The sequence below is a fragment of the Clostridium tertium genome, assembly GCF_017873245.1.
Classification (GTDB): domain Bacteria; phylum Bacillota; class Clostridia; order Clostridiales; family Clostridiaceae; genus Clostridium; species Clostridium tertium.
This window is the reverse complement of sequence record NZ_JAGGJY010000020.1, coordinates 1-21,913: the sequence shown is the minus strand read 5'-3', so window position 1 is coordinate 21,913 and position 21,913 is coordinate 1. Positions and strand designations below refer to the sequence as shown.

Annotated in this window: 16 protein-coding genes; 1 reads left to right on the top strand and 15 read right to left on the bottom strand. The window is 27.5% G+C overall.

All coding sequences use genetic code 11. The annotated features are described in order from the left end of the window. Positions 1 to 201: 201 nt before the first annotated feature. The 4 genes from J2Z25_RS16805 to J2Z25_RS16790 form a co-directional block, all read right to left on the bottom strand. The gene (locus J2Z25_RS16805; RefSeq protein ID WP_209741390.1) at positions 202 to 1,005 is read right to left on the bottom strand and encodes an ABC transporter permease; all 804 of its coding nucleotides are present in this window, start codon (positions 1,003 to 1,005) and stop codon (positions 202 to 204) included. Next, entirely contained in the window at positions 977 to 1,876 is a 900-nt protein-coding gene (locus tag J2Z25_RS16800) for an ATP-binding cassette domain-containing protein (RefSeq protein WP_209741389.1), read from the bottom strand. The genes J2Z25_RS16805 and J2Z25_RS16800 overlap by 29 nt, the downstream gene beginning before the upstream one ends. A gap of 103 nt (positions 1,877 to 1,979) precedes the next feature. Next, on the bottom strand, positions 1,980 to 3,533 hold the full coding sequence (locus J2Z25_RS16795) for a sensor histidine kinase (protein ID WP_209741388.1): 1,554 nt from the start codon (positions 3,531 to 3,533) through the stop codon (positions 1,980 to 1,982). After that, the gene (locus tag J2Z25_RS16790; protein ID WP_209741387.1) at positions 3,533 to 4,201 is read right to left on the bottom strand and encodes a response regulator transcription factor; all 669 of its coding nucleotides are present in this window, start codon (positions 4,199 to 4,201) and stop codon (positions 3,533 to 3,535) included. Before J2Z25_RS16790 ends, J2Z25_RS16795 begins: the two co-directional genes overlap by 1 nt. Positions 4,202 to 4,622: 421 nt before the next feature. Here J2Z25_RS16790 and J2Z25_RS16785 point away from each other — a divergent pair, with 421 nt between their 5' ends. Beyond that, a complete protein-coding gene (locus J2Z25_RS16785; RefSeq protein ID WP_008677115.1) occupies positions 4,623 to 4,778 on the top strand; it encodes a hypothetical protein in 156 nt (51 codons plus the stop codon). A 78-nt stretch (positions 4,779 to 4,856) separates the two neighbouring features. On the opposite strand, the gene J2Z25_RS16780 is transcribed toward J2Z25_RS16785, so the two are convergent. The 11 genes from J2Z25_RS16780 to J2Z25_RS16730 all read right to left on the bottom strand — a co-directional run bounded on the left by J2Z25_RS16780 (position 4,857) and on the right by J2Z25_RS16730 (position 21,633). After that, the gene (locus J2Z25_RS16780; protein ID WP_209741411.1) at positions 4,857 to 6,191 is read right to left on the bottom strand and encodes an MATE family efflux transporter; all 1,335 of its coding nucleotides are present in this window, start codon (positions 6,189 to 6,191) and stop codon (positions 4,857 to 4,859) included. Positions 6,192 to 6,388: 197 nt separating this feature from the next. Beyond that, positions 6,389 to 7,096, bottom strand: coding sequence for a hypothetical protein (locus J2Z25_RS16775; RefSeq protein ID WP_209741386.1), 708 nt, complete (start codon positions 7,094 to 7,096; stop codon positions 6,389 to 6,391). Positions 7,097 to 7,303: 207 nt separating this feature from the next. After that, complete coding sequence (locus J2Z25_RS16770) at positions 7,304 to 8,989, bottom strand: FUSC family protein (protein WP_209741385.1); 1,686 nt, start codon at positions 8,987 to 8,989, stop codon at positions 7,304 to 7,306. A 248-nt stretch (positions 8,990 to 9,237) separates the two neighbouring features. After that, a complete protein-coding gene (locus J2Z25_RS16765; protein ID WP_209741384.1) occupies positions 9,238 to 12,120 on the bottom strand; it encodes a VWA domain-containing protein in 2,883 nt (960 codons plus the stop codon). A 14-nt stretch (positions 12,121 to 12,134) separates the two neighbouring features. Beyond that, a complete protein-coding gene (locus J2Z25_RS16760; protein ID WP_209741383.1) occupies positions 12,135 to 13,922 on the bottom strand; it encodes a vWA domain-containing protein in 1,788 nt (595 codons plus the stop codon). Positions 13,923 to 13,934: 12 nt separating this feature from the next. Then, positions 13,935 to 14,819, bottom strand: a complete 885-nt coding sequence (locus J2Z25_RS16755; RefSeq protein ID WP_209741382.1) for a DUF58 domain-containing protein — start codon at positions 14,817 to 14,819, stop codon at positions 13,935 to 13,937. Positions 14,820 to 14,821: 2 nt separating this feature from the next. After that, positions 14,822 to 15,805 carry an AAA family ATPase gene (locus J2Z25_RS16750; protein WP_209741381.1) on the bottom strand — a complete coding sequence of 328 codons (984 nt, stop codon included), beginning with the start codon at positions 15,803 to 15,805 and terminating at the stop codon, positions 14,822 to 14,824. Between the two features lie 12 nt (positions 15,806 to 15,817). Beyond that, a complete protein-coding gene (locus tag J2Z25_RS16745; RefSeq protein ID WP_209741380.1) occupies positions 15,818 to 17,389 on the bottom strand; it encodes a pectinesterase in 1,572 nt (523 codons plus the stop codon). 4 nt (positions 17,390 to 17,393) lie between these two features. Then, the gene (locus J2Z25_RS16740) at positions 17,394 to 18,287 is read right to left on the bottom strand and encodes an ABC transporter permease (RefSeq protein ID WP_209741379.1); all 894 of its coding nucleotides are present in this window, start codon (positions 18,285 to 18,287) and stop codon (positions 17,394 to 17,396) included. Positions 18,288 to 18,301: 14 nt separating this feature from the next. Beyond that, positions 18,302 to 19,225 (bottom strand): ABC transporter ATP-binding protein, encoded by a 924-nt coding sequence (locus J2Z25_RS16735; RefSeq protein WP_209741378.1) that lies wholly within the window; start codon positions 19,223 to 19,225, stop codon positions 18,302 to 18,304. Continuing rightward, complete coding sequence (locus J2Z25_RS16730) at positions 19,225 to 21,633, bottom strand: hypothetical protein (RefSeq protein ID WP_209741377.1); 2,409 nt, start codon at positions 21,631 to 21,633, stop codon at positions 19,225 to 19,227. Before J2Z25_RS16730 ends, J2Z25_RS16735 begins: the two co-directional genes overlap by 1 nt. Between the last annotated feature and the right edge of the window lie 280 nt (positions 21,634 to 21,913).

The following is a 21,913-nucleotide window of genomic DNA, read 5'->3' as shown; positions in this document are numbered from 1 at the left end:
ATTGATTTACATAATATTACTAGAATTAGCATTTAAATATTGAATTCATAAATAAAAAAGTAGATAATTAAAATAATTATCCACCTCCTTTTAAACTTTATTAACATAACTTGTATTTATATCTGTTGAATAAATGTAAATTCTTATAAGTCTATATTTATATTACTATAGGAATATAGTCATTATCTGTAAAAAGTTTCACTACTTACTCACTGAAACTTTATCACCATGACTATATCTAGAATCATGATTTATAGCTAAAAATAAGACTATAAATGCTATTGCAGTAAATAGCATTAAAGATTGTATATATGGCATAAAGTTATAACTCCCACTTTTCCAAAAATCAATAAATTCTCCACATATATAGGTTGTTGGAAATAAATATGCAACCTTCATTAATGGTTCTGGAAAATCCTTTGCTTGAACTCCAAACATTCCACTTAGTATCATTATTGCAAAATATAGTGTCATTGTTATGGCATAGGTTGGACCAAACTTTTTAAAAAATAAAGATATTCCATGAGCTAATGCAAAAAATATTGTAGCAAGAAAATATAATGAAACTATTAAAATCGTAGCTGAACTAAAGGATGGAACTTGTACTTTTAATGCTGAAAATGATGCTATTACATAAATAACCAATGCTATTGTCATAAAAATTAAATAGGCTAATACTTTAGAAACAATAAGTGTTTTTTCACTATATCCAAATAACCTAAAACGAAGAGGAATACTTTTTTCAAGTTCTTGTGAAAATGTTGCTGAATACCCTATAAATACCGTAGCTAATGGAATCATTAAACTATTACTTATAAAAATATTAGTCATTATAACTTCTCTAAATTCTTCTGGAGCTTTTCCACCAATTATATTTCCTAAAAAAATAGACATAAATATTGGAAATATAACTCCAAATATTACTGCAAATATATTTCCTACTAAATTTCTAAACTCATATTTCACTAAATTATACCTAACTAATTTTACTTTCAACTTTTTCACCTTCCTCTCTATAAATATCATTTTTATTCTTTGCGTTAATACTCATTATTTCTATATCAGAATTACTTCTTTTAAAACTTATATCTTTTTCAATTAGAATCTTCGATACTTCTATTTCTTCCTCTATACTTAAACAAGACACCGCTATTAAGTGCTTTGGTGATTTTATTTTTCTAAAGCCTTTTGTAATTTCAACATTTTCTTTTGTATTAGCTAAAATTATTATTGATTTCCCACAATACTTTTTAAATAATTCTTCTTTATTTCCAAAATCAATAACTCTTCCCTTTTCTAATATTAATATTTTGTTAGTTAATTGCTCCAACTCTTCATAATAATGAGATACTATACAAATTGTTGTGTTTTTATTTCTATACCATTCTTCAATTTTACTCATTAATTGTTGCCTTGTTTCAAAATCAAGCCCAGAAGTAACTTCATCAAAGAAAGCTAAAGGTGTATCCTGAATTAAAACTAGTATTATTGTAAGCCTTTGCTTTTGTCCCCCAGAAAGTACACTATACTTTTTATTTAAACAATCATTAAAATTAAAGAAATTGATTAATTCTTGTAGCTTCTTATTCTTCTTAATTCTTGTATCTAAAATAGCTTCTATTATATGCTTCACTGCCATCGTATCTACATAATTATTACTTTGCATATGTGCAGACATTTGCTCTGGTTTTATATTTGTATTAATAGATCCATTATAGTTAATAAGTCCTAAAATTGATTTTACCAAAGTAGTCTTACCAGCACCATTTGAACCTATTATTCCAATTCTATCCCCTGCTTCAAATTTAATAGGAGATTTTATTAATAAAGCTACTTCTTTTCCATATTTAACTTCTAAATTATTTATAGTAATCATTATTGCTCCCTCTTTTTCCTAACTTCTATACTATAAGTATATTATCCTGGTATGAATTTCCTATGAATTTAATATGCAAATTTTCTGTAGCTTTAATTCATATTTAGATAAAACTTAATATAGCCTCTACTCCATTACTTATATTATTAATTTCTATCTTATATCCTAATAAGTTTGAATAATAATATGCTATATAAAGCCCTAACCCATTCCCCCTACTTTCTGAATTACTTGATACAAAAGCATCAAATATATTAGGTAAAAGTTCTTCATCTATATGTGATCCGTAATTTATTATTTTTAAACTGTCATCACTTAATATTATTTTTATATCATTTTTTTCACTTGTGTAGTTAATAGCATTAGTAATCATGTTATCTATAATTTTATACATCAAATGATAATCTGTATCTAAAGTAATGTTATTTATTTTGCTTTCTACATTAATGAATTTTTCTTTTATTTGAATTTCATGTTGATTTATTATTTCATCTATTAAATCCTTTATATCTATCATTTTTTTATTTAAATCTTTATTATTAAGATTTAGTATTTCATCAATAATCTTCCTTATTGCTTGAAGTTGAACCTTAACCTTAGGTAAATGCTCTTTAGTATTTTTATATTTACCAACTTCATCTATCATACTTTCAATAAGTAAAAGTGAAGCTGCAACTGGTGTCTTTAATTGATGTGAAGATGCTCTTAAGAATACATCTTGTCTCTTATTTTCAGCAATTAATAATTTATTTTTTTCTTCTAAACTTTTAAAACTTTCATTCAATTTAATATAAAGTTCATTTAATGTATTACCTAAAACTGATATCTCATCTTCTCCCTTAATTTCAATAAGATAAACATTACTTATATTATTATTTTTCATAAACTCAGCATGATTCGCTAGCTTCTTTATCGGAATTATTATTTTTCTTGAAAAATAATATGTTGAAACCAATATTATTAATATAAGAACTGATACTATCATAGGTAAGCTTTGAAATACTATTGATGTGATTTCTTCTATTTTAGGTGTCATTACAGAAAGTAATGATAAAATAATGTCTTCATTACTAATTGTTATAGCGGAATAAAATGTATAATAATTTATACCATCAAAACTATTAAACTCATATATAATAGTATCATCAGAAACAACATTCATCTTGTATGATGACTCATTAAATGGATTCTTATTATTACTTTCAATAAATTTAAATTCCACAGGAAGTTCTTTAATAAAAGTATTTTTATTAAAACTTTTCTTTATAGTGTCAAAAAATTTACTTTCATACTTTTCAACTTCCTTGGCTTCATCAATATTTTTAGTGTAATATCTAACATCATCTAATAGATTTACTAAATCAATATCTTTTATAGTGATTTTAGATGTTCCAAAACTATTTGATGCATATATACTATTACCATCTGATGGTATTCTTACACTTACTGTTCCTGAAGGATTCGGTGAATATATATTATTATAATTTTTATCCTTAATATAATTTTCTTGAATTTTTTTTATAGATTGATAATGACTTTTACTTAAATAATCAATATATAATGAAGGTAACATAACTACAAAATAAATTATTATTAAAGTTACAATTCCTCCTGAAAGTATAAAACTATAGATGAATGTTTTTTTAGATAAATTCATCAAACGACCTCCTTATTAAACTGATACCCTACACCAATTACAGTTTTAATATAATTATGAGGTAACTTTTTTCTTAAGTTTTTAACATGAGCATCTATTATTCTGTCATTTGAGATATAATCTTCATTAAATATTTTCATTATTAATTGTTCTCTATTAAAGACTCTATTAGGCTCTTTCATTAATGTTTGTAATAATAAAAACTCACTTAGAGTTAAATTTAAACTTTGTCCATTATAATAGGCTTGGTATGTTTTATCATCTATATAAAATTCATTATTATAGTTATCTGATATTTTCTCAGTAAGGCTTCTTCTTAAAACAGCTTCAATCCTCTTTAATAGTAATAAAGGTGAGAAAGGCTTAATAACATAATCATCCGTTTTCAAATTAAAAGCCTTAAGTTGTGTTTGTTCATCTCCAAGGGCTGTTAACATAATTGTTGCTATATTCTTCTTGCTTTGATTTATATATTCAAGTACTTCTAGCCCAGTAACTTTAGGAACCATTATATCTAAAATAGCTAAATTAAAATCCTCTTTCTTTAATTGCTCTATTGCTTCTTCACCATTACATACACAGGTAACTTCATATCCTTGCATCTTCATATACTCAGTTGTAACATCTAATATATTAGGTTCATCTTCTAAAAATAATATCTTAATCATATTCCCTCCGTGTATAAAATAAAATTTATATACAATCATTATACATTATATGGAATAATTCTTATAGGAAAATGCATATATTAAGTTCTCCTTAATTACACCTTCAACGTAGCTCGCCGTAACTTACATATATTTACTTGAAAAGTAAAGCAATTGAATCATCTATTTTTTTTGTAAACTTTTATTACAAATCTTATATTTTTTAGCTTTTTGCTATATAAGTAATAGATAAAAATCTCCTTTCAAAATCTATCAAACGTATTAAATTCAATAATTTAAAAGTATATAACAAAACGTGATACCCTTTGCAAATCAAAATATGGATAATATTAAATTTATTTCTTCTTATCTTAATGAACTAATAATTTTTATTAATCTCCTAATACTATAAAGGTAATATTATTTTAGGAGGGAAAAACTTATGAAAAATGATAATAAAAGAACTCATTCAAAAGAAAATGTTCTAAGAAATGGTACAAAAACTCAAAATCAACAAGCAAATAGTTCATATAACTTTACAGTTGAAGAACCAGCTCTTAATGAAAGTGGAGTTGAAGCCAAAAAAAGAGGCTTCTAAAAAAAGCTGTCGTAAGACAGCTTTTTTTAATTGATAATGGACAATTAAGGAAAAAACTCCTTACGGAGTTTTTAAAATTCAATTTATTATATCTATAGACTTCATTTTCTTAAAATAATAAATTCCTAGTGGAATTGCTGCTGAAAGCCATGCAACTGGGTCAGCTAAACATATTCCTGTATATCCTATAAAACTAGGTAATGTGAAAGCAACAACTGCTCTTGCTATAAGCTCGAAAGCCCCTGCAATCATTGGCACAAAAGATTCTCCCATACCTTGAAGTGCATTTCTATATATAAATATTAGTCCTAATGGTATAAAGAATATAGCAGAATAGTTAAGACATTCTTGAGCATATGCTAAAATGCTTGCATCTGGATTTTCAATAAATAATCCTACGAAGAATTTACCTCCAAATACTAGTATAATACCTGCAATAATACTTGTAATTACAGATATTTCAGTACATTTCTTTACACCTTCTTTAATACGTATGTAATTTTTTGCTCCTAGGTTTTGTCCACAATATGTTGCCATAGTAACACCAAATGTTATAGCTGGTTGCATTACTATTTGTAATACTTTTGATGCTGCTGTATATGCTGCGATTGCTGAAGAGCCAAAAACATTTAAAGCTCCTTGAACAGTCATAATACCAATAGCTGTTATAGAAAATTGTAGGGCCATTGGTATTCCAATTTTTAAATGCTTTTTGTAAACTCTACTCTTAACTTTAAAGTCTTCCTTTTTCAATCTTAAAATCTTATATTTTTTATAAGTATAAATTATGCATAATAATCCTGAAACTCCTTGGGAAATAATTGTTGCCCATGCAGCTCCAGCTACTCCCATTGAAAAATTAACTATAAATATTATATCTAAAACTATATTTAATATAGAAGCCACTATTAAGAAATATAAAGGAGTTTTACTATCTCCTAGGGCTCTTAATATACCTGCTATTATATTGTAAACTACAGTAGCTATAGTTCCAGCATAAATTATTATTATATAAGCATTTGCATCATCTATTATATTATCTGGAGTATTCATCAAATGAAGCATAGGCTTTGCTAATAAAACACTTACTAAAGTAACTACACCTGTTGCTATTAATGATAACACTAATGCACTTGCTACGGACTTTTTCAAACCTTCTTCATCTTTTGCTCCAAATTTTTGAGATACTAAAACAGCAAATCCACTAGTTAAGCCAACAACAAAACCATTTATTAAAAATGACATAGACCCTGTAGATCCAACTGCTGCTAATGCATCTACCCCTATAAACCTACCGACTATGATAGTATCTACCATGCTATAAAATTGTTGAAATATATTTCCTATAAGTAGTGGTATTGAAAATAATAGTATTAATTTAACTGGATTTCCAGTCGTCATATCCTTTGTCATATTTCTTGCCATAACTTTACTAATCTCCTATAAATTTATTCTCGATTATATAGGATACCATCTTTCCTAAGAATTATAAAGCATTTTAAATTTTCTATATAAAATATTTCTTTTATAAACTTTTACATTATGTTAAGTAAATTAAAGTAAGTATTAACTCGATGAGCTAATACTTACTTTAATGCTTAAATATTAAATTATCTTCTACTTCTATGGCGTTTACTGCTTGAAGAACGTCTTCTACCGTTATTTGAGCTTGAATTTGAATTAACATTATTATTCATACCGCCACCATTCATAGCATTAAAAAGCATACCTAATGGATCCATTTGTGAGTTTCCATTATTATTCATATTGCTAGCATTATTATTTGAAGAAGCATTAGTTTGACTGCCTCCACCCATTAACATACTCATTAACTGGTTCATATCTATACTACCATTACCTGAGTTCCCTTGCTGAGCACCTGGATTTGCTCCATTCATTCCCAGTCCATTCATAATCGATGCCAAAGGATCATTTGCATTATTACTTCTATTATTACTATTATTTCTACTATTGCCATTATTTCTATTATTAGCGTTGCCCATATTTTGATTTGGCATATTCATACCATTTCCGCCCATAAGCATACTTAACAATTGGTTCATACCATTTCCCTGACCATTCATTCCATTACCGGCACCATTCATGCCTCCCATTCCATTCATCAGCATAGATAACGGGTTATTATTGCCTCCATTCATTTGATTTTGGCCACCCATAGGTCCACCCATCATAGAACCTAATAGCATATTCATAAGTGGATTTCCTCCACCTAACCCTCCTAGTGGATTTCCACCTCCACCCATGTTAGGCATTCCGCCTCCCATAAGCCCTCTAAAAAGCATATCCATCATTTGCATATGGTTTTCTCCTATTAAATTATTGTTACTATATAAGTATTTATCTCTATAGCGTTTTGCTACATAAATATAAAATTTAATATTTAATTAATTAAATATTCTAAAAAATAAGAACAACATCCATGTTATATCTTTAAGTTAACATAGATGTTGTTCTCATTTTTATATTTTTCTAAGTCTAAATTCACTAATTAATATACTTTACTTTTATCTACTTCTATCCCTGAAATTTATATAGCTATTATACAGCTCATTTACTTCTTTTCTTTTACTATTAAAAAGCTCTCTTATTTGCATCCTATCATTTTCATTACTTGAAAATTTCATCTTATCTTCAATAAAGCCAGTTATTAAATAAAGATTTCTTATACTATAATCATTATGTTCTTTTGAAATATCTTCTTTCATTTGATTTATTAGTGAATCATATATTTCAACTAAGTATTTATGCATGTCTTTAATTTTATATGGCAATATATATTTATTGGCAAGAAGTGTTAGTATCGCTCCTATAATAACAAATAGTACTCTATTAAATACCATATGAGTAGTTCCTCCAACTATAGCTGCAGAGGCAACGGCAGATACTGTAACACAAATCATTTTTCCTCTATAGTTCTTTGTAAAAGGATCTAAATAACCTGCTAATAATATAATAGCACTTCTGGCAGTTTGATTCTTAACTAATCCAAAAGCTATTAATACTATTAATCCACCAATTAATGTTGCTTTAATTCTATCTTTAACCCTTGTATAAGAAACTTCTGAATAAGGTTGTATTAATGAAAATATAGTAAAGCTCATCCACCTACCTTCTGATAAATTAAGATATTGTGCTAAAAACACTGTAAATGCACCGACTATACCAAGTTTTATTGAATATCTAACCTTTGCTGAATCTATATTGAAATTTCTTTTTAAAACCGTTATTTTATGAAAATGATGTGGAATATCATAATCCTTTTTTACATAATCCTTTTCTTTTTTGCTTAATATATTTATTTCTCTAACTTCTCTTATAAGAATATTTATTAAATCTATAAATTCATTTATATAAGCTTTATCTATTTCATCATTGTATATATGATTTTTAAGAATTTCTATATTACTTGATTCAAAATCTCTATTTTTTATAATTATGACTTCATTATATACATCATCTAATAACTCTTTATATATGTCTTTATTTTCTAATTCATTTATAGAATCTAATAAGATATTAATTCTCTCTAAAGCCCATAATATATCAGTGCTTATAGTTGCATCATTAGTTAAGTAATATTCATCTACTCTTTTATCAAATATTATACCTTTTAATGAATTTATTAACCCGATAATATTTATATTTTCCTCGTCAAAATTCCTATCTTCTTGTATTGCTTTAATTTTAAGTAAAATATTGTCACTAATACTATCTAATATTCTACTACCAGCTTTAAACACCTTATCCTTATTAAATATAAATTGAATCAACATTATAAAAACAGAGCCAAAAATTAATGATAAAAATCTATTAAATAGTACTTCTCCTTCTGCTGGATAAAATAACATGAAAAAGTATTGAAGTCCAAATGGTACTACTAGAGATCTTTTTAAATTATAGCTAAACAAATATCCTATTATAAAAAGTGCTAAGAAGTTAACCAAAATACCTATCCATATATTTTGAATTGCTAAAAATGAAAAAAGCAAAGTAAATAAATTTACTGTTAATATTTTTGTAAAGTTTTTAAAAGGTGCTGCTGTTAAATCTTTTTCCATAAATGTTAATGCAGTTGTTATTATTGTTACTCCTACTAAAGTGTTTCCTTCACCAAACAAAGACTTAAAAATAGTAACAAATAAAATTATAGATACAAATATTATTGTGTTTGTTATTATTTTTTTTCTCATAAGCATCCTCTCCTTTTTTACATACAAGAAAAAATACTATCACAATAAAATACTAAATTCAATAACGTCTATTTTTTTAACTTTTCTTTAATATTCTCATTAGTAAAAAATAATTATTACCTTTTATAGTAAAACTCACGTCCCAATAATTTTATAAATTTCATTAATATATAAAATAAAGAAGCTGTCGTAGACAGCTCCTTTAATATAAGATATAAATTTTTAAATATGCAATAGCTACTTTATCACTATATCTTCTTTCTATCGCTTTTTTTCTTAAGAAGAGCACTTGTATCTAATGATTCTTTCTTTGGAACTTCTTTCTCTAGATTTTTCTTTGATCTTTTGCTTCCTTTTTCTTTAATTATTTTTCCTTTGTTTTCATTTTCTTTATTTAAATTTTGCTCATCAGCCTCAACACTTATTTTAGTGTTAATTTTATTTTTTCCCTTACTATTTTCTGGTGATATGATATTTTCTTTAATAGCTTTCTTTTCTTCTTTTATCTTAACTTCATTATTTTTTATAGAATTAGTATTTTTAGCTATTTTTTCTTTTTTAACTTTATCTTTTCTCTTCTTAAAGAATCTAACTAAATCTATATTTAATCTTCTATAAGCTATATCAAGCATAAATAATAAAATACTTATTACTATTAATGGAGTTGTTAAATTTATCTTTTTATATTCTCTTTGAAGCTTTCCTTCAAAAACTTCTTCTGGCTTGTTTATAAAACTTCCCTTTGTTTCTTTAACTACTACATCTAACTTTTCTCCATTAGTATTAAATTTATATTCATCTGAATATTGAAGAGCAAATGCTCCTTTATAATTATTTTTTACCTCTCCACTTTCCTCTTCTCTTATACTAAAATTATAAAATCCTAATGAGTCTAGTGGAATACTAGCTTCAAATTTTCCTGGTTCAACTTGGCTTAATTCGAATTCCCCTTCTTCGCCATTTTCTCCATTGTATATCCCTTTAACCTTTGCATCCTTAGATATCTTATCATTGTAAAATTCTACTTTTGCTTCATTTCCTTCTTGGCTAATATTAAGCTTTCCTTCTTCGCCATACTTTGGAATAGTAAAGTAAACCATATTTTTTATAAGTTGTGGTCCATACTCCCAAGCTAAATAGTTTTTACTCCATTGTCCACTAACATCTGATGTAAAACTTACTGTTCTCCCTATTCCATATTGCATAGCTGCAAGTATTGGTTCGTCATGATTAGAGCTTAATATTTCAACTGCATTTTCTTTTATAGATGTTCCTATATATCCAAGTAAACTTGGGATTCCATCTGATGTTCTTACTCCTGCTAATATTTCATGGTTACTTAATATCTTAGGAGTAAATTCTTCATTTATTATATATGTCCCTGCTGATAAAAGAACTTCCTTTGCAAATATTCTAGGAATATCTGTATATATATCTGTATAATAACTTCTTCCTTTTCCTATTGAAGCCAGTTGATTTAAAAGACCTGCATTAGCCCCTTCACCAACTGCCACTGTTGAAAGAGTAATATTATTATCAATAAAGTTTTGAAGAAGAGTAGCATAATTATCTAATCCATATCCATCTTGACCATCAGTTAATAATATTGTGTGCTTTATTTTAGCACTACTTTGCATTTGCATATTATAACCTTGTTCAAGAGCAGGATAAATTGATGTTCCTCCTCTTATTTGAATCCCTGAAATAAGTTCCTTTATAGCTTCTTTATCTCCAACCTTTTGCAATGGTACAACCTCATCATAAGTATCATCAAAGGCTATTACTGATATTTCATCTACTTCTCTTAAGTTTTCTAATGCCTTCATTGCAGCTTCCTTAGCTAAAGTTAACTTACTAACTCCACCACCTTCAGCACTCATACTACCTGATTTATCTATTATTAAGTTGATACTTATTGCAGGAACTTCATTTTTTCCTCTCTTATCCATATAAACAGGCAATACTTTTTCAAGTGAAGTATCTTTATATCCTCCAAGAGCATAAGAATCTTCACCGCCAAAGGTTATTAATCCACCACCATAGTCTTTTACATAAGCTTCTATATTATCCATAAAGCCATTGCTCAAATCATCTCTATGGACATCATTTAAAACTATTGATTTATATTCTAATAATTCATTTAAAGTACTTGGTGATGCACTTGGAGCTATTTTTTTAATATTAGCACCTGAATTTGATAATATTCCTTCTAAAGCTTCCGAATCGCCTTTAACTCCATTAATAAGAAGAATATTAGGCTTATCCATTACGTTTGTAAAAGTACTAAATTCATTATTAACTTTATTTGTATCTCCCTCTGCTTCTACTAAAACTCTATAGCCCTTAAATCCACCTGAGCTTTGCTTATCTTTAAATACAAAGGAGTTCTTTCCTTTTTGTATTTGTACCTGCTGCTCACCTACTTTATTTCTTCCTGAAAATAATGTAAGCTTTGCCTTTGTTGCATAATTTGATTTTATATCAATAGAAACCGAAAACTCCTCTCCTACTGATATATTATCTGGTACCTTAACATTATCAACGTAAATTTCTTCGCCTTTTTCTCCTGTAATTTTATATACTTTAAAATCTATTTTTTGTTCATTTATTAATGGTGTAGACTTTAATATATCACCTTGATTTTCTTCACCATCGGTTATTAAGACTATTCTTTTAGACCCACCTCTTTCAAATAATCCTAAAGCACTTTCTACTGCTTCTTGAATATTTGTTGCTGTAACCACTGGCTTTTCGTCTATAGATTTATATTCCTTTTTCTTATTTAGAACTTTATCAATTTTTGAATTATCTCCAAACAAAACTACTCCTGCTTTATTTCCTCTTGGCATTGACTCTATAGCTGTAGATATAAAATCTTTCCCTGATTCTTCAAAGTCACTTGCACTCTCTGATACATCCAATAAGAATACAGTTGATATATTTCTACCTTTTAAATTTATAGTTATATTTCCAAATGCTAATATTAAAAGCGTAAAAACTACTATTCTACTTATAAATATTGCAATTTCATTTTTACTCCATGGTTTATATTTTTTAAAGCTATAATACATAAAGGCAAAAATTATTGGAATCAATATTAAAAAGTATAAATTTCCTATTTCTATTTTCATCTCTTCTTTGCCTCCTAATTTCCTCTCTTATACATAATCCATTCAAAAGCTACTACTGAAATAGCTAATATTACAAGTAATGGAGAAAGATTTAAACCTCTTTTCAAATCAGCCTTTGCATCACTTATATTTTCACTTTCACCAATATTATTTATATTAGTGTTACTTTCCTTTTCTGATGGAAAATTAACTGAAAATAATTCTTTTTCTTCTAAAACATTTAGCTTATAAATCCCAAGTTCACTCTCTTCTTTTATCTCATCACCTGATTTTATTTCTAATGTATTTCCACTTGGATATGTTAAAGTAATATTATTATCTAAGGATACACCTTTAGCTATTATTTTTTCTCCAGCTTTAAAGTTGCTTTTATACACCATTCCACTTGATATTAAATTTTCTCCTAATTCATACATTAATACAGGAAATTCCTTTTTAAGTGCAAAATCACTATTGTGAAGATCAAAAGATAAAGCAGCTATTTTTCTTCCATCAACTTCTCCCTTAAAACCTATATAATTATCATCTATATTTAAAAAACCTCTTCCGTAATAAGGAATTTCTATTGCATTATACTTAGCAGCAGTAAATGTTGTATCTTCTAAGTACTTTGAAAGTTCTCCTATAACAGCTTTAGCCTCTCCCCCTTCGCCACCTGAAACAACATTAAAGAATTCATTTGAAGCTGGATTAATAAATAGTATGCTTCCTTTCGATGGCATTATATCCGGAGTAATATTATCAAATACATATAAATCATATGCATCTGCACTTGTTAAGTTTGATTCATCATTAGTCTTATATACTTCTGTATTTTCAATACTACCAAAGGCTCTTTCTAAAAATACATTTTGTTCTGTAACTATAAGAACCTTATTTACCTTTTTCTTTCCTACAACATGGCTATAAGTATTGTCCCCTAAAATCATATCTTTTCTAGATAATTCTCCCTTTAAGACTTCACCATTTATTTTAGGTAAATCAAAAGTTAATGTTTTATTTTCTCCTTCTTGTAATTGCAAGCTTTCAATAGCAGCAAGTTCTTCTCCATCATAAAGCGAAAAATCTCCTTCATAAACTCCTGTTCCTCTATTTGTTATAGTTGCTATAACTCTTACCTTATCCTCTAGGAATTTATGAGATACATTGTCTACAGATGCATTTACCCCTGAATTTGCTAATGATACAACCTTTCCATTTACATCACCTAACGAAAGTTCTTTATCTGTAAAAGCTATAACTTCATATTCTTCTTCAATTCCTTGGCCTATTGCCTTTATAAATGATAAAGTATCATTTATATCTCCAGTATTATAGCTTTGAGATATTGAATCAATTATTTCATTAGAAACTTCTTTATTAAAATCTCCATTTTGAAGTAAGTTACTACTTCCATCAAAGCTTATTATAAAAGTATTAGTATCATCCTTTGTTGATTGTAAAAACTCCTTAGCAAGGGCTTTGCTTTCATCAAGCCTAGTATTATTTCCATATTCAGCACTCATGCTTGCAGTATTATCTAATACTAAAATAATATTTTTATAACTCTTACCTCCAAAGTTTAAAAAAGGTCTCATTAAACTAAAAATAAGTAAAAGTAATATTATTATTTGTAAAAGTAACATAATATTTTTTCTTAGCTTTTCCCATGGAGTATTTGCTCTAGTATTTTTATAAACTTCATTCCACAAAAGTGTTGAAGATATAACCTCTTCTTTATACTTTCTTTTTAATATATAAAGCATTATTAAAAGAGGAATTGTTATTAATAAGAATAAGGGCCATAAATTTGTAAATCCCATAACATAATCCTCCTAATACAATACTCTTTTCTTGCTAAACTCACCTAATATTATCTCTTCTATTTCCATAGATGAATTTACACTTATAAATTTACCACCATATTTTCTTGTAATATCCTCAATAGATTTTTTATAAGATTTTAAAGTATTTTTATACTCTTTTATCAAACTTGGAGTTAAGCTCATTTTTACATTTTCTCCTGTTTCGCTATCTATAAAGGTAATTTCATTATTAAACTCTGGATCAATTTCTTCATTTGATAATATTTGAACTAGTATTATATCTTGCTTTTTAAAAGCTAAATACTTAAGAGCATCTTCTAAATCTTTTAATCCATCATTATTTAAAAAATCAGATACCACTACAGATACACCTCTAGGAGTTAATGGTCTCTTTTTTATACTACTTGTAATATCTGTTTTACCATCAAATTCAATATTTTCTAACTCTTTTAATATTCTCTGAAAGGCTTTGTTTCCAGCTGCTGATTTTATACTTTGTATATCACCATTATCCATAGTACTTATATTTACTCTATCTAGATTATTTAAGGCAATATAGCTTAGAGCAGCAACAACTTTCAATGCTGTATCTTTTTTGTTTTCATTTCCATAATCCATTGACTTACTTTTATCAACAAAGAAATTAAAAACACCTTCTCTTTCTTCCATAAAAACCTTTATAAAAAACTTATCAAATCTACCATATGCATTCCAATCTATTCGTCTAAAATCATCTCCTGGAGCATATTCTCTATAATCAGAAAACTCTACAGAAACTCCTTTTGCTTTTGACTTTCTTCCTCCTTGTGTTCCTGAGGAAAGCTTAAAATTTATATGCATATTTATTTTATTTAGCTTTTTAAAAAAGTCCTCATTAAATATCCTTTCACTCATTTTTACACAACCTTTAAATCTTCTAGTATCTTATCTATAATACTTTCTTCTGTTAAACCTTCTGTTATAGCATCAAAATTTAGTATTATTCTGTGCCTTAAAACTGGATAAGCTAAAGCCTTAATATCCTCAAATGATACATTTAATCTACCTTCCATAACTGCTCTTACTTTTGCCCCACTAATAATACCTTGTGCAGCTCTTGGACTTGCTCCTGCTTCTACATATCTCTTAATAAACTCTGAAGCTTCTGGAATTTCTGGATGTGTTGCTAAAATAAGCTTTAATGCAAATTCCTTAACTGCTTCTGCAAGTTTTATTTCTCTAATTATTTCTCTTATCTTTAATATTTCATCGCCTTCAAGAACAGCATCAATTTGAACTTTATTATTAGTTAATGTTAAATCCATAATTTCTTTAAGCTCTTGAAGATTTGGAAAATCTACATTTAACTTAAATAAGAATCTATCTAATTGTGCTTCTGGAAGTGGATATGTTCCTTCTTGTTCTATTGGATTTTGAGTTGCAAGCACCATAAATGGTTTTGCCATTTCATAAGTTGTCTTACCAACTGTTACTGTTTTTTCTCCCATAGCTTCAAGTAAAGCAGATTGAGTTTTAGGAGTTGCTCTATTTATTTCATCTGCTAATAGTAAATTTGTAAATACAGGTCCTTTTTCAAATTTAAATAAAGTTTTATCATTTTCTTTAACTACTATATTTGTTCCAACTACATCTGCTGGCATCAAGTCTGGTGTAAACTGTATTCTAGAAAAACTTAAGTTTAATACCTTTCCAATTGTCTTTACTAATTGAGTTTTTCCCATTCCAGGCATACCTTCTAAAAGCACATTACCATCTGCAAAAATAGCAATTAAAACATTTCTGATTATATCCTTTTGTCCTATTATCCCTTTTGATATTTCTTCTTCGCATATTCTTATTTTCCCTGAAACTTCTATAATTTCTTTTTCACTTATTTCCATCTTTCTCACCTCTTAGTTTAATCCTTCAAAATAATCTTTTATAAGATCCTTTAAACTCTCTGGAAGATTACTATTATTTGCACCTTCTAATGCACTGTTAGTATAATCTCCTATTACCTTATCATAATTTATTTTATTTCCATCTAAATTGAATCCATTTTCAGTTTCTATACTTTGAGAATTTCCCTCTTGATTTTTATTTCCAGTTAGATTTTCATCATTTCCAACTTCTCTTCCTGGAATATATATTTGCTCTCCTTTTTTATTATCTAAATCATTTTCTTTGCCTTCATCACTTCCCATATTCCAGCCAGTTCCACTTCCATTTCCACTTCCACTACCTGATCCATTTCCTTCGCCTTCGCCTTGTCCTTCGCCCTCTCCTTCGCCTTGTCCTTCGCCTTGTCCTTCGCCTTGTCCTTCGCCTTGTCCTTCGCCTTGTCCTTCGCCTTCTTTATCTCCAGGCTTCTTTCCACTACTATTATTTTGTGAATTTTGAATAGCCTCCTTTAAACTTTCTGCATCAAGCTTTCCATCTAAAACTGAATTTGAAGCTTCACTTAAGGCTTCTGAAAGATTTTCATCGCTTACACTATTAGCAGCATTTGCAAGAGCTTTTGATAAATTATTTAACTCACTACTGCTCATATTTCCCAGGGATTTTTTCAAGTCTCCTAATGCCTTTTCTAATTTTTCCTTATCCTTAGACAATATTGCATCTGCAAGCTCTTTCCCTTCCTTCTTTTTCATAAGCTCATTAGTCAATTTATTTAAATCCTTCTTTGCTCCTTCTTCTTTCTCCTTATTAAACTCATCTAATAAATTTTTTTGAGTTTTTTCTATAGCAGCTTTACTTTTATCATTTTTAGCTTCATTCTTTTTATCTTCTAGCTTTTTTTCCATTCTTTCTAAAGTTTTATTTATATCAAGCTTCTTTTCGCTTTCCTTTAATTCCTTTTTGGCATCTTCTAATATCTTTTTTATAGCCTCTTTTTCTTCTTCAGTTAACTCTTTTGATTTCTCAACTAACTTCTTTTCTTCTTCAATCTTTTTAATAAAATCCTGCTGGTATTTATTAAATTCTCTAATTGAATTAGCTTCCTTTTTAGCTGAAGTATCTATAAATAAAGTTATAGAACACATTATTATTAATCCTAAAGCCATAAATATTTGCTTTTTATCTACAGTTATTTTCAAATTATCTTTTATGCTAAAATTTTTAATAAAAGATACAGTATCTTTCTTTTGAGCAATTGAAATATTATCTTCTTCATTTATTAATTCTAAAGAAGTTGTAACTCTTTCATTTAACCCTTTTGAATCAACTATTAAAGCAACACTTTTTTTATCAGGTGCTTTTACAAAACCATATATTATTATTGAAATTAATCCTAAAGCTAAAACGCTAAGAGAAACTTCTTCTACATATGGAAATGTTATAAATAAAGATATTAATAATAAGCATAATATTAAGCATAGTAGGTATTTTAAACCTACTATGCTCAAGTTTATTATGAAGTTCGCCCTAATTCTTTTTGATGCCTTTTTTATAAAGGTTAATATTTCATTATTTAAAGAATTCATAGCTTTACTCCTTTACTTTATTCTTTGTCTTAATCTTTACCTTCTTATTTCTTTTTCTATTTAGTGGATTTAACCTTCTAGCTGCTAAATATAAGAATATAAAAGTTAATATTCCTTGAATTCCTATAGAAATATATTCAGCATATTTTGAAATTCCTATTTCTGTAAGCATATAAAGAAAATCATTTCCAAGTCCTACTTGATTTGAAAGCATGCTTAAAAATCCAACTGCTGGGCTTAAGTATACTATAGGTGATATTGTTGGAGGTGTAGTAATTGGGCCTCCACTTAACCTCAACATAGTAATCATCCAAATTACATAAGCTATAACTATAGTACCTATAAATATAAATAATACTATTGCATAGGTTAAAGCTGTTGCAACTTTTGATGTCTTAGCATATGTTGAAACAAATACTCCTATTGCCCCAACAAATATTGTATTAATAATAAATGATAATATAAGTACTAATATATTACTTATTTTCACTCCACCAATTAAAGCACAAATTGCATATAAAGGTATCGTACATACTATTAACATTATTACCTTAAGTGATGATGCTAATAGCTTACCAATTATTATTTGAAATGGACTTAATCTAGTTGATAGCAGTATATCTAATGTTTGCTTTTCTCTTTCTGAACATATTGAAGTTGCTGTTAATGATGGTACTATAAACATTAAAAGTACAGCTTGAGCAACTGCCATACCTATATAAAGTATTATTGAACCTTGCATATTCAATCCACTTGCATAAATCTCATTACTATAAGTATTGTAAAATAATAATGTCCCTGCTGATAAAATAGATATATAAATAAGCAACATAATTGTAAATCTAGGTGTTCTTACAGTTAATCTGCTTTCATTTCTTAAAACTGGATTCAATCTCATTTTAACTCCCCCCTCTAATTATCATCCTCTGTTATTTGTATAAATACATCTTCTAAATTACCTACTGCTTTGGCAAAACCTATAACTGATACATCTTGTATAACTAAGTCTTTTAATACTTCCTTAGCTTCCTTATCTCCTCCAGCTACATTTGCTGTAATTTTATTTCCATCTAAAGAAATCTCTTTAACATCTGGTATTTGTTTTAGAACTTGTATTGCTTTTTCAGGCTCCTCCATAACAGTTATATTAATAGGGGCTGCCCCTGATGCTCTAAGCATAACTTCTTCTACAGTTCCTTCACATACTATAGATCCATTTTTAATTATTCCGATTTTAGTACATATTTCTCCAAGTTCAGAAAGTATATGAGAAGAAACTATAATTGTCTTTCCCATTTCTTTAAGATTTTTTAATATTCCCTTCATTTCAAATCTTGCTCTTGGATCCATACCTGAAGCTGGCTCATCTAATATTAATAATTCTGGATTATGAACTAAACATCTCGCTAAACATAATCTTTGTTTCATCCCTCTTGATAAACCATCTACATTTGCATCCCACTTATCTTGCAGGTTAACAAGTTCTAGTAAATCCATAGATAATTTTCTTGCTTCTTCACCAACAATTCCATATATAGAAGCATAAAATTCTAGGTATTCTATTGCTCTTAAATTATCATAAACTCCAAAGAAATCTGGCATATATCCTATTTTATCTTTTAATTCCTTATTATTTTTTATTGCATCTATTCCATCTACATAAACTTCACCACTATCTGGGGAAAGAAGTCCAGATACTATTTTCATTGTAGTACTTTTTCCTGCTCCATTTGGACCTATAAATCCAAATATCTCACCTTTTTCTATTTCTAAGTTTAATCCATTTAAAGCTTTAAACTTCCCATAAGATTTTTCAAGGTTCTTTATAACTAGCATTATTTTTCCCTCCCCTTAACAGTTATTCTTGGAACCATTGATTGGCCTTTCATCTCATCAACAGTTACCTTTATTTTCACAGTATTGTTTTCAATATAGTTTTCAATATCCTTTATCTTTTCAAAACCTTGAGATAATGTTATCTTTTCATAATCACTAGTTTTATAATTATATATAAACTTCTCTCCATTTTCTCCACCATTATAACCATATCTATCAACACCAGATTTTACTATAACTTCTGTTACATTAATGTTATCATCAATTTTATAATCAAATATAATATCACCTTGACCATATATATATCCACTGTATTCATCTAAATGAACATTTGAAGATGAGTTAACTGAATCAACTTTATATGAGAAGAATCCATCAGGGAAGTTTAAAGTACCATCCTTACTCTTAAAATCGATATCTACATCTTGGATTATTGCCGTTGTATCAAATTTTGATATAGACTTTTTACCAAAATCTATTCCGTATTCTATAGGTAAATCAGTAATGGCAATAAGTTTTATTTCTTTATTTATATATAATTCATCAGAAACTGACGCTAATAAACTTGATGTTCTTAAAATATTTTTATACTCTTCAGTCTTTAACTTTTCTTTATCATTCCATCTTGCATCATAATATTTTTGATTCAAGGTATCTGAATAAGCTTGAAGCCCAGCACCTCCAGATGTAGCTGCTCCTTCTATAGCCTTTTCCTCACCTTTAGGTAACTCTCCAAGATCCCATACATTTTGTCCGGCAACTAAAATTAATTTATTTATGTTTTTATCTAAATTGTTTTTTACAGATCCATTTAAATTCCCATCAGATAAATTAAAGTTTGAATCAATCTTAGGAATAACTTGTTCCTTGCCTATAACTTCAAAAGTTTTCATATCTAATGCATCGCTATCAGCAAATGTAAAATAAGAATTATTTCCCTTATAGGTTGTTTTTACTCTTAATCTATCTTTTATTTCTTCTTCTGGATTACCATAATAGTGCGTATCTTGTGTAATATAATTCATAGTTACATCTTCTGGCTTTTCTATAATTACATCTTCCTTATATTTTGTTCCTATTCCTATATATCCCTTAGCTACTCCTTTTCCCTCTTTATCTACTGAAACTATATTGTTTTGATTTAAAATTACATCATTAACTCTTGTTGATGAACCCATAAAATAAATAACTAAGGCAAATACAATTGATATTGCTGGAATAGCTATCCAAGTTAAATCTCTTTTATTTAACTTCTTTAAAACTATATAAAGTACAACACCTATAATTAATGCATATAAACCAAATACTACTATTAATGACTTAGTTCCTACTATTTCATTTATCGGGATACTTTGCATAAGCTCTCTTGCTCTGTAATACCCCTGTCCCATATATCCACCATTCATATTCTTATCAAAAATACCATTTGCTGCATCTGTAAGAATTAAACTTAAGAATTTACTTGCATCTTTTGATGATATTAATGGTTCTAGCCCTAAATCAAAAGTTGTTATTAGTATTTCACCTCTACCTTTTTCGATAGAATAAACTAATGGCTTTTCTGATGTCCCATTTTTAATTTTTGCATCTTTAACTTCTAAATTAGAAGTTATAAGTTTTAAATTATCTTCTACTAAAGTTAAATTTTCTTCTTTAACCCCATTAGATTTTACTTGTAAAAAGTCTTTATCAATACTTCCTATTGTTTTTGATTCATTAGCACCTGCACCTAATATTAAAGTTCCACCTTTATTAATCCATGAATTTATTGCATCATACTGCTCTTTTTTTAAATTAGACATATTATAGTTATTTATTATAATTGCATCTAATCCATCTATGTTTAAATTATTTTCTCCTATTATGTTTTCATCAAGATATACGTTTTCAATTGTTCCTTCAAATCCTCTACTTGAATCAAACTTTACATTACCAATATATCCAAGAGAAGTAGCATCATCAGTTAAAACTCCTGTAAATACATTTGTTTCTGTCACTCTTCCACTCGATACTAATGTTTTCTTTTGAGATAAAACTTTTCCATTTTCAACAATATTAACTGTCATTTTACTTGAATTTTCTAATACCTTTACAGGTATTATAACTTTACTTGTCTCACCTTTAGTTAATGAAACTTCTTTACTATAAGCATCATAAGTTCCCATATTTGAACTAGCTACTCTTATTTCTATTTCACCTGTAAAATCTCTTTCTAAGCTATTAACTTCTACAGTTACAGGTATATATTTCATAGCTCTATACTTACCTTGTATTCCATAACTAACTTTCATTTCATAAGCTTCTGATTCGCTAGTTTTAGCATTTACTGTTATATTAGTAAAAGAAAAACTTATAACTATTAAAGCTATAAAAGTAATTATCATGCTCTTTTTTAAAAACGACTTCATTACTATTCCCCCTAGGTTACATATTTTTAATCATATATCTTTATTGTAGACCAATTAATATAACTTTCCCTTAACAATTTCTTAAAATTTTCTTATTTTTAACATATTCAGTAAAATATTCTTATAATTTGCACTTATTATCTAAAACTTCAAAAATAACTAATATATAATGATTTATAATTTATATAAATTTTTTACAATTTACTCTTTTCTATATGAATATATTCATTAAAAATTCTTTTTTAAAAGTTTTAGATTGTTCTAATTTAAAATATAAAAA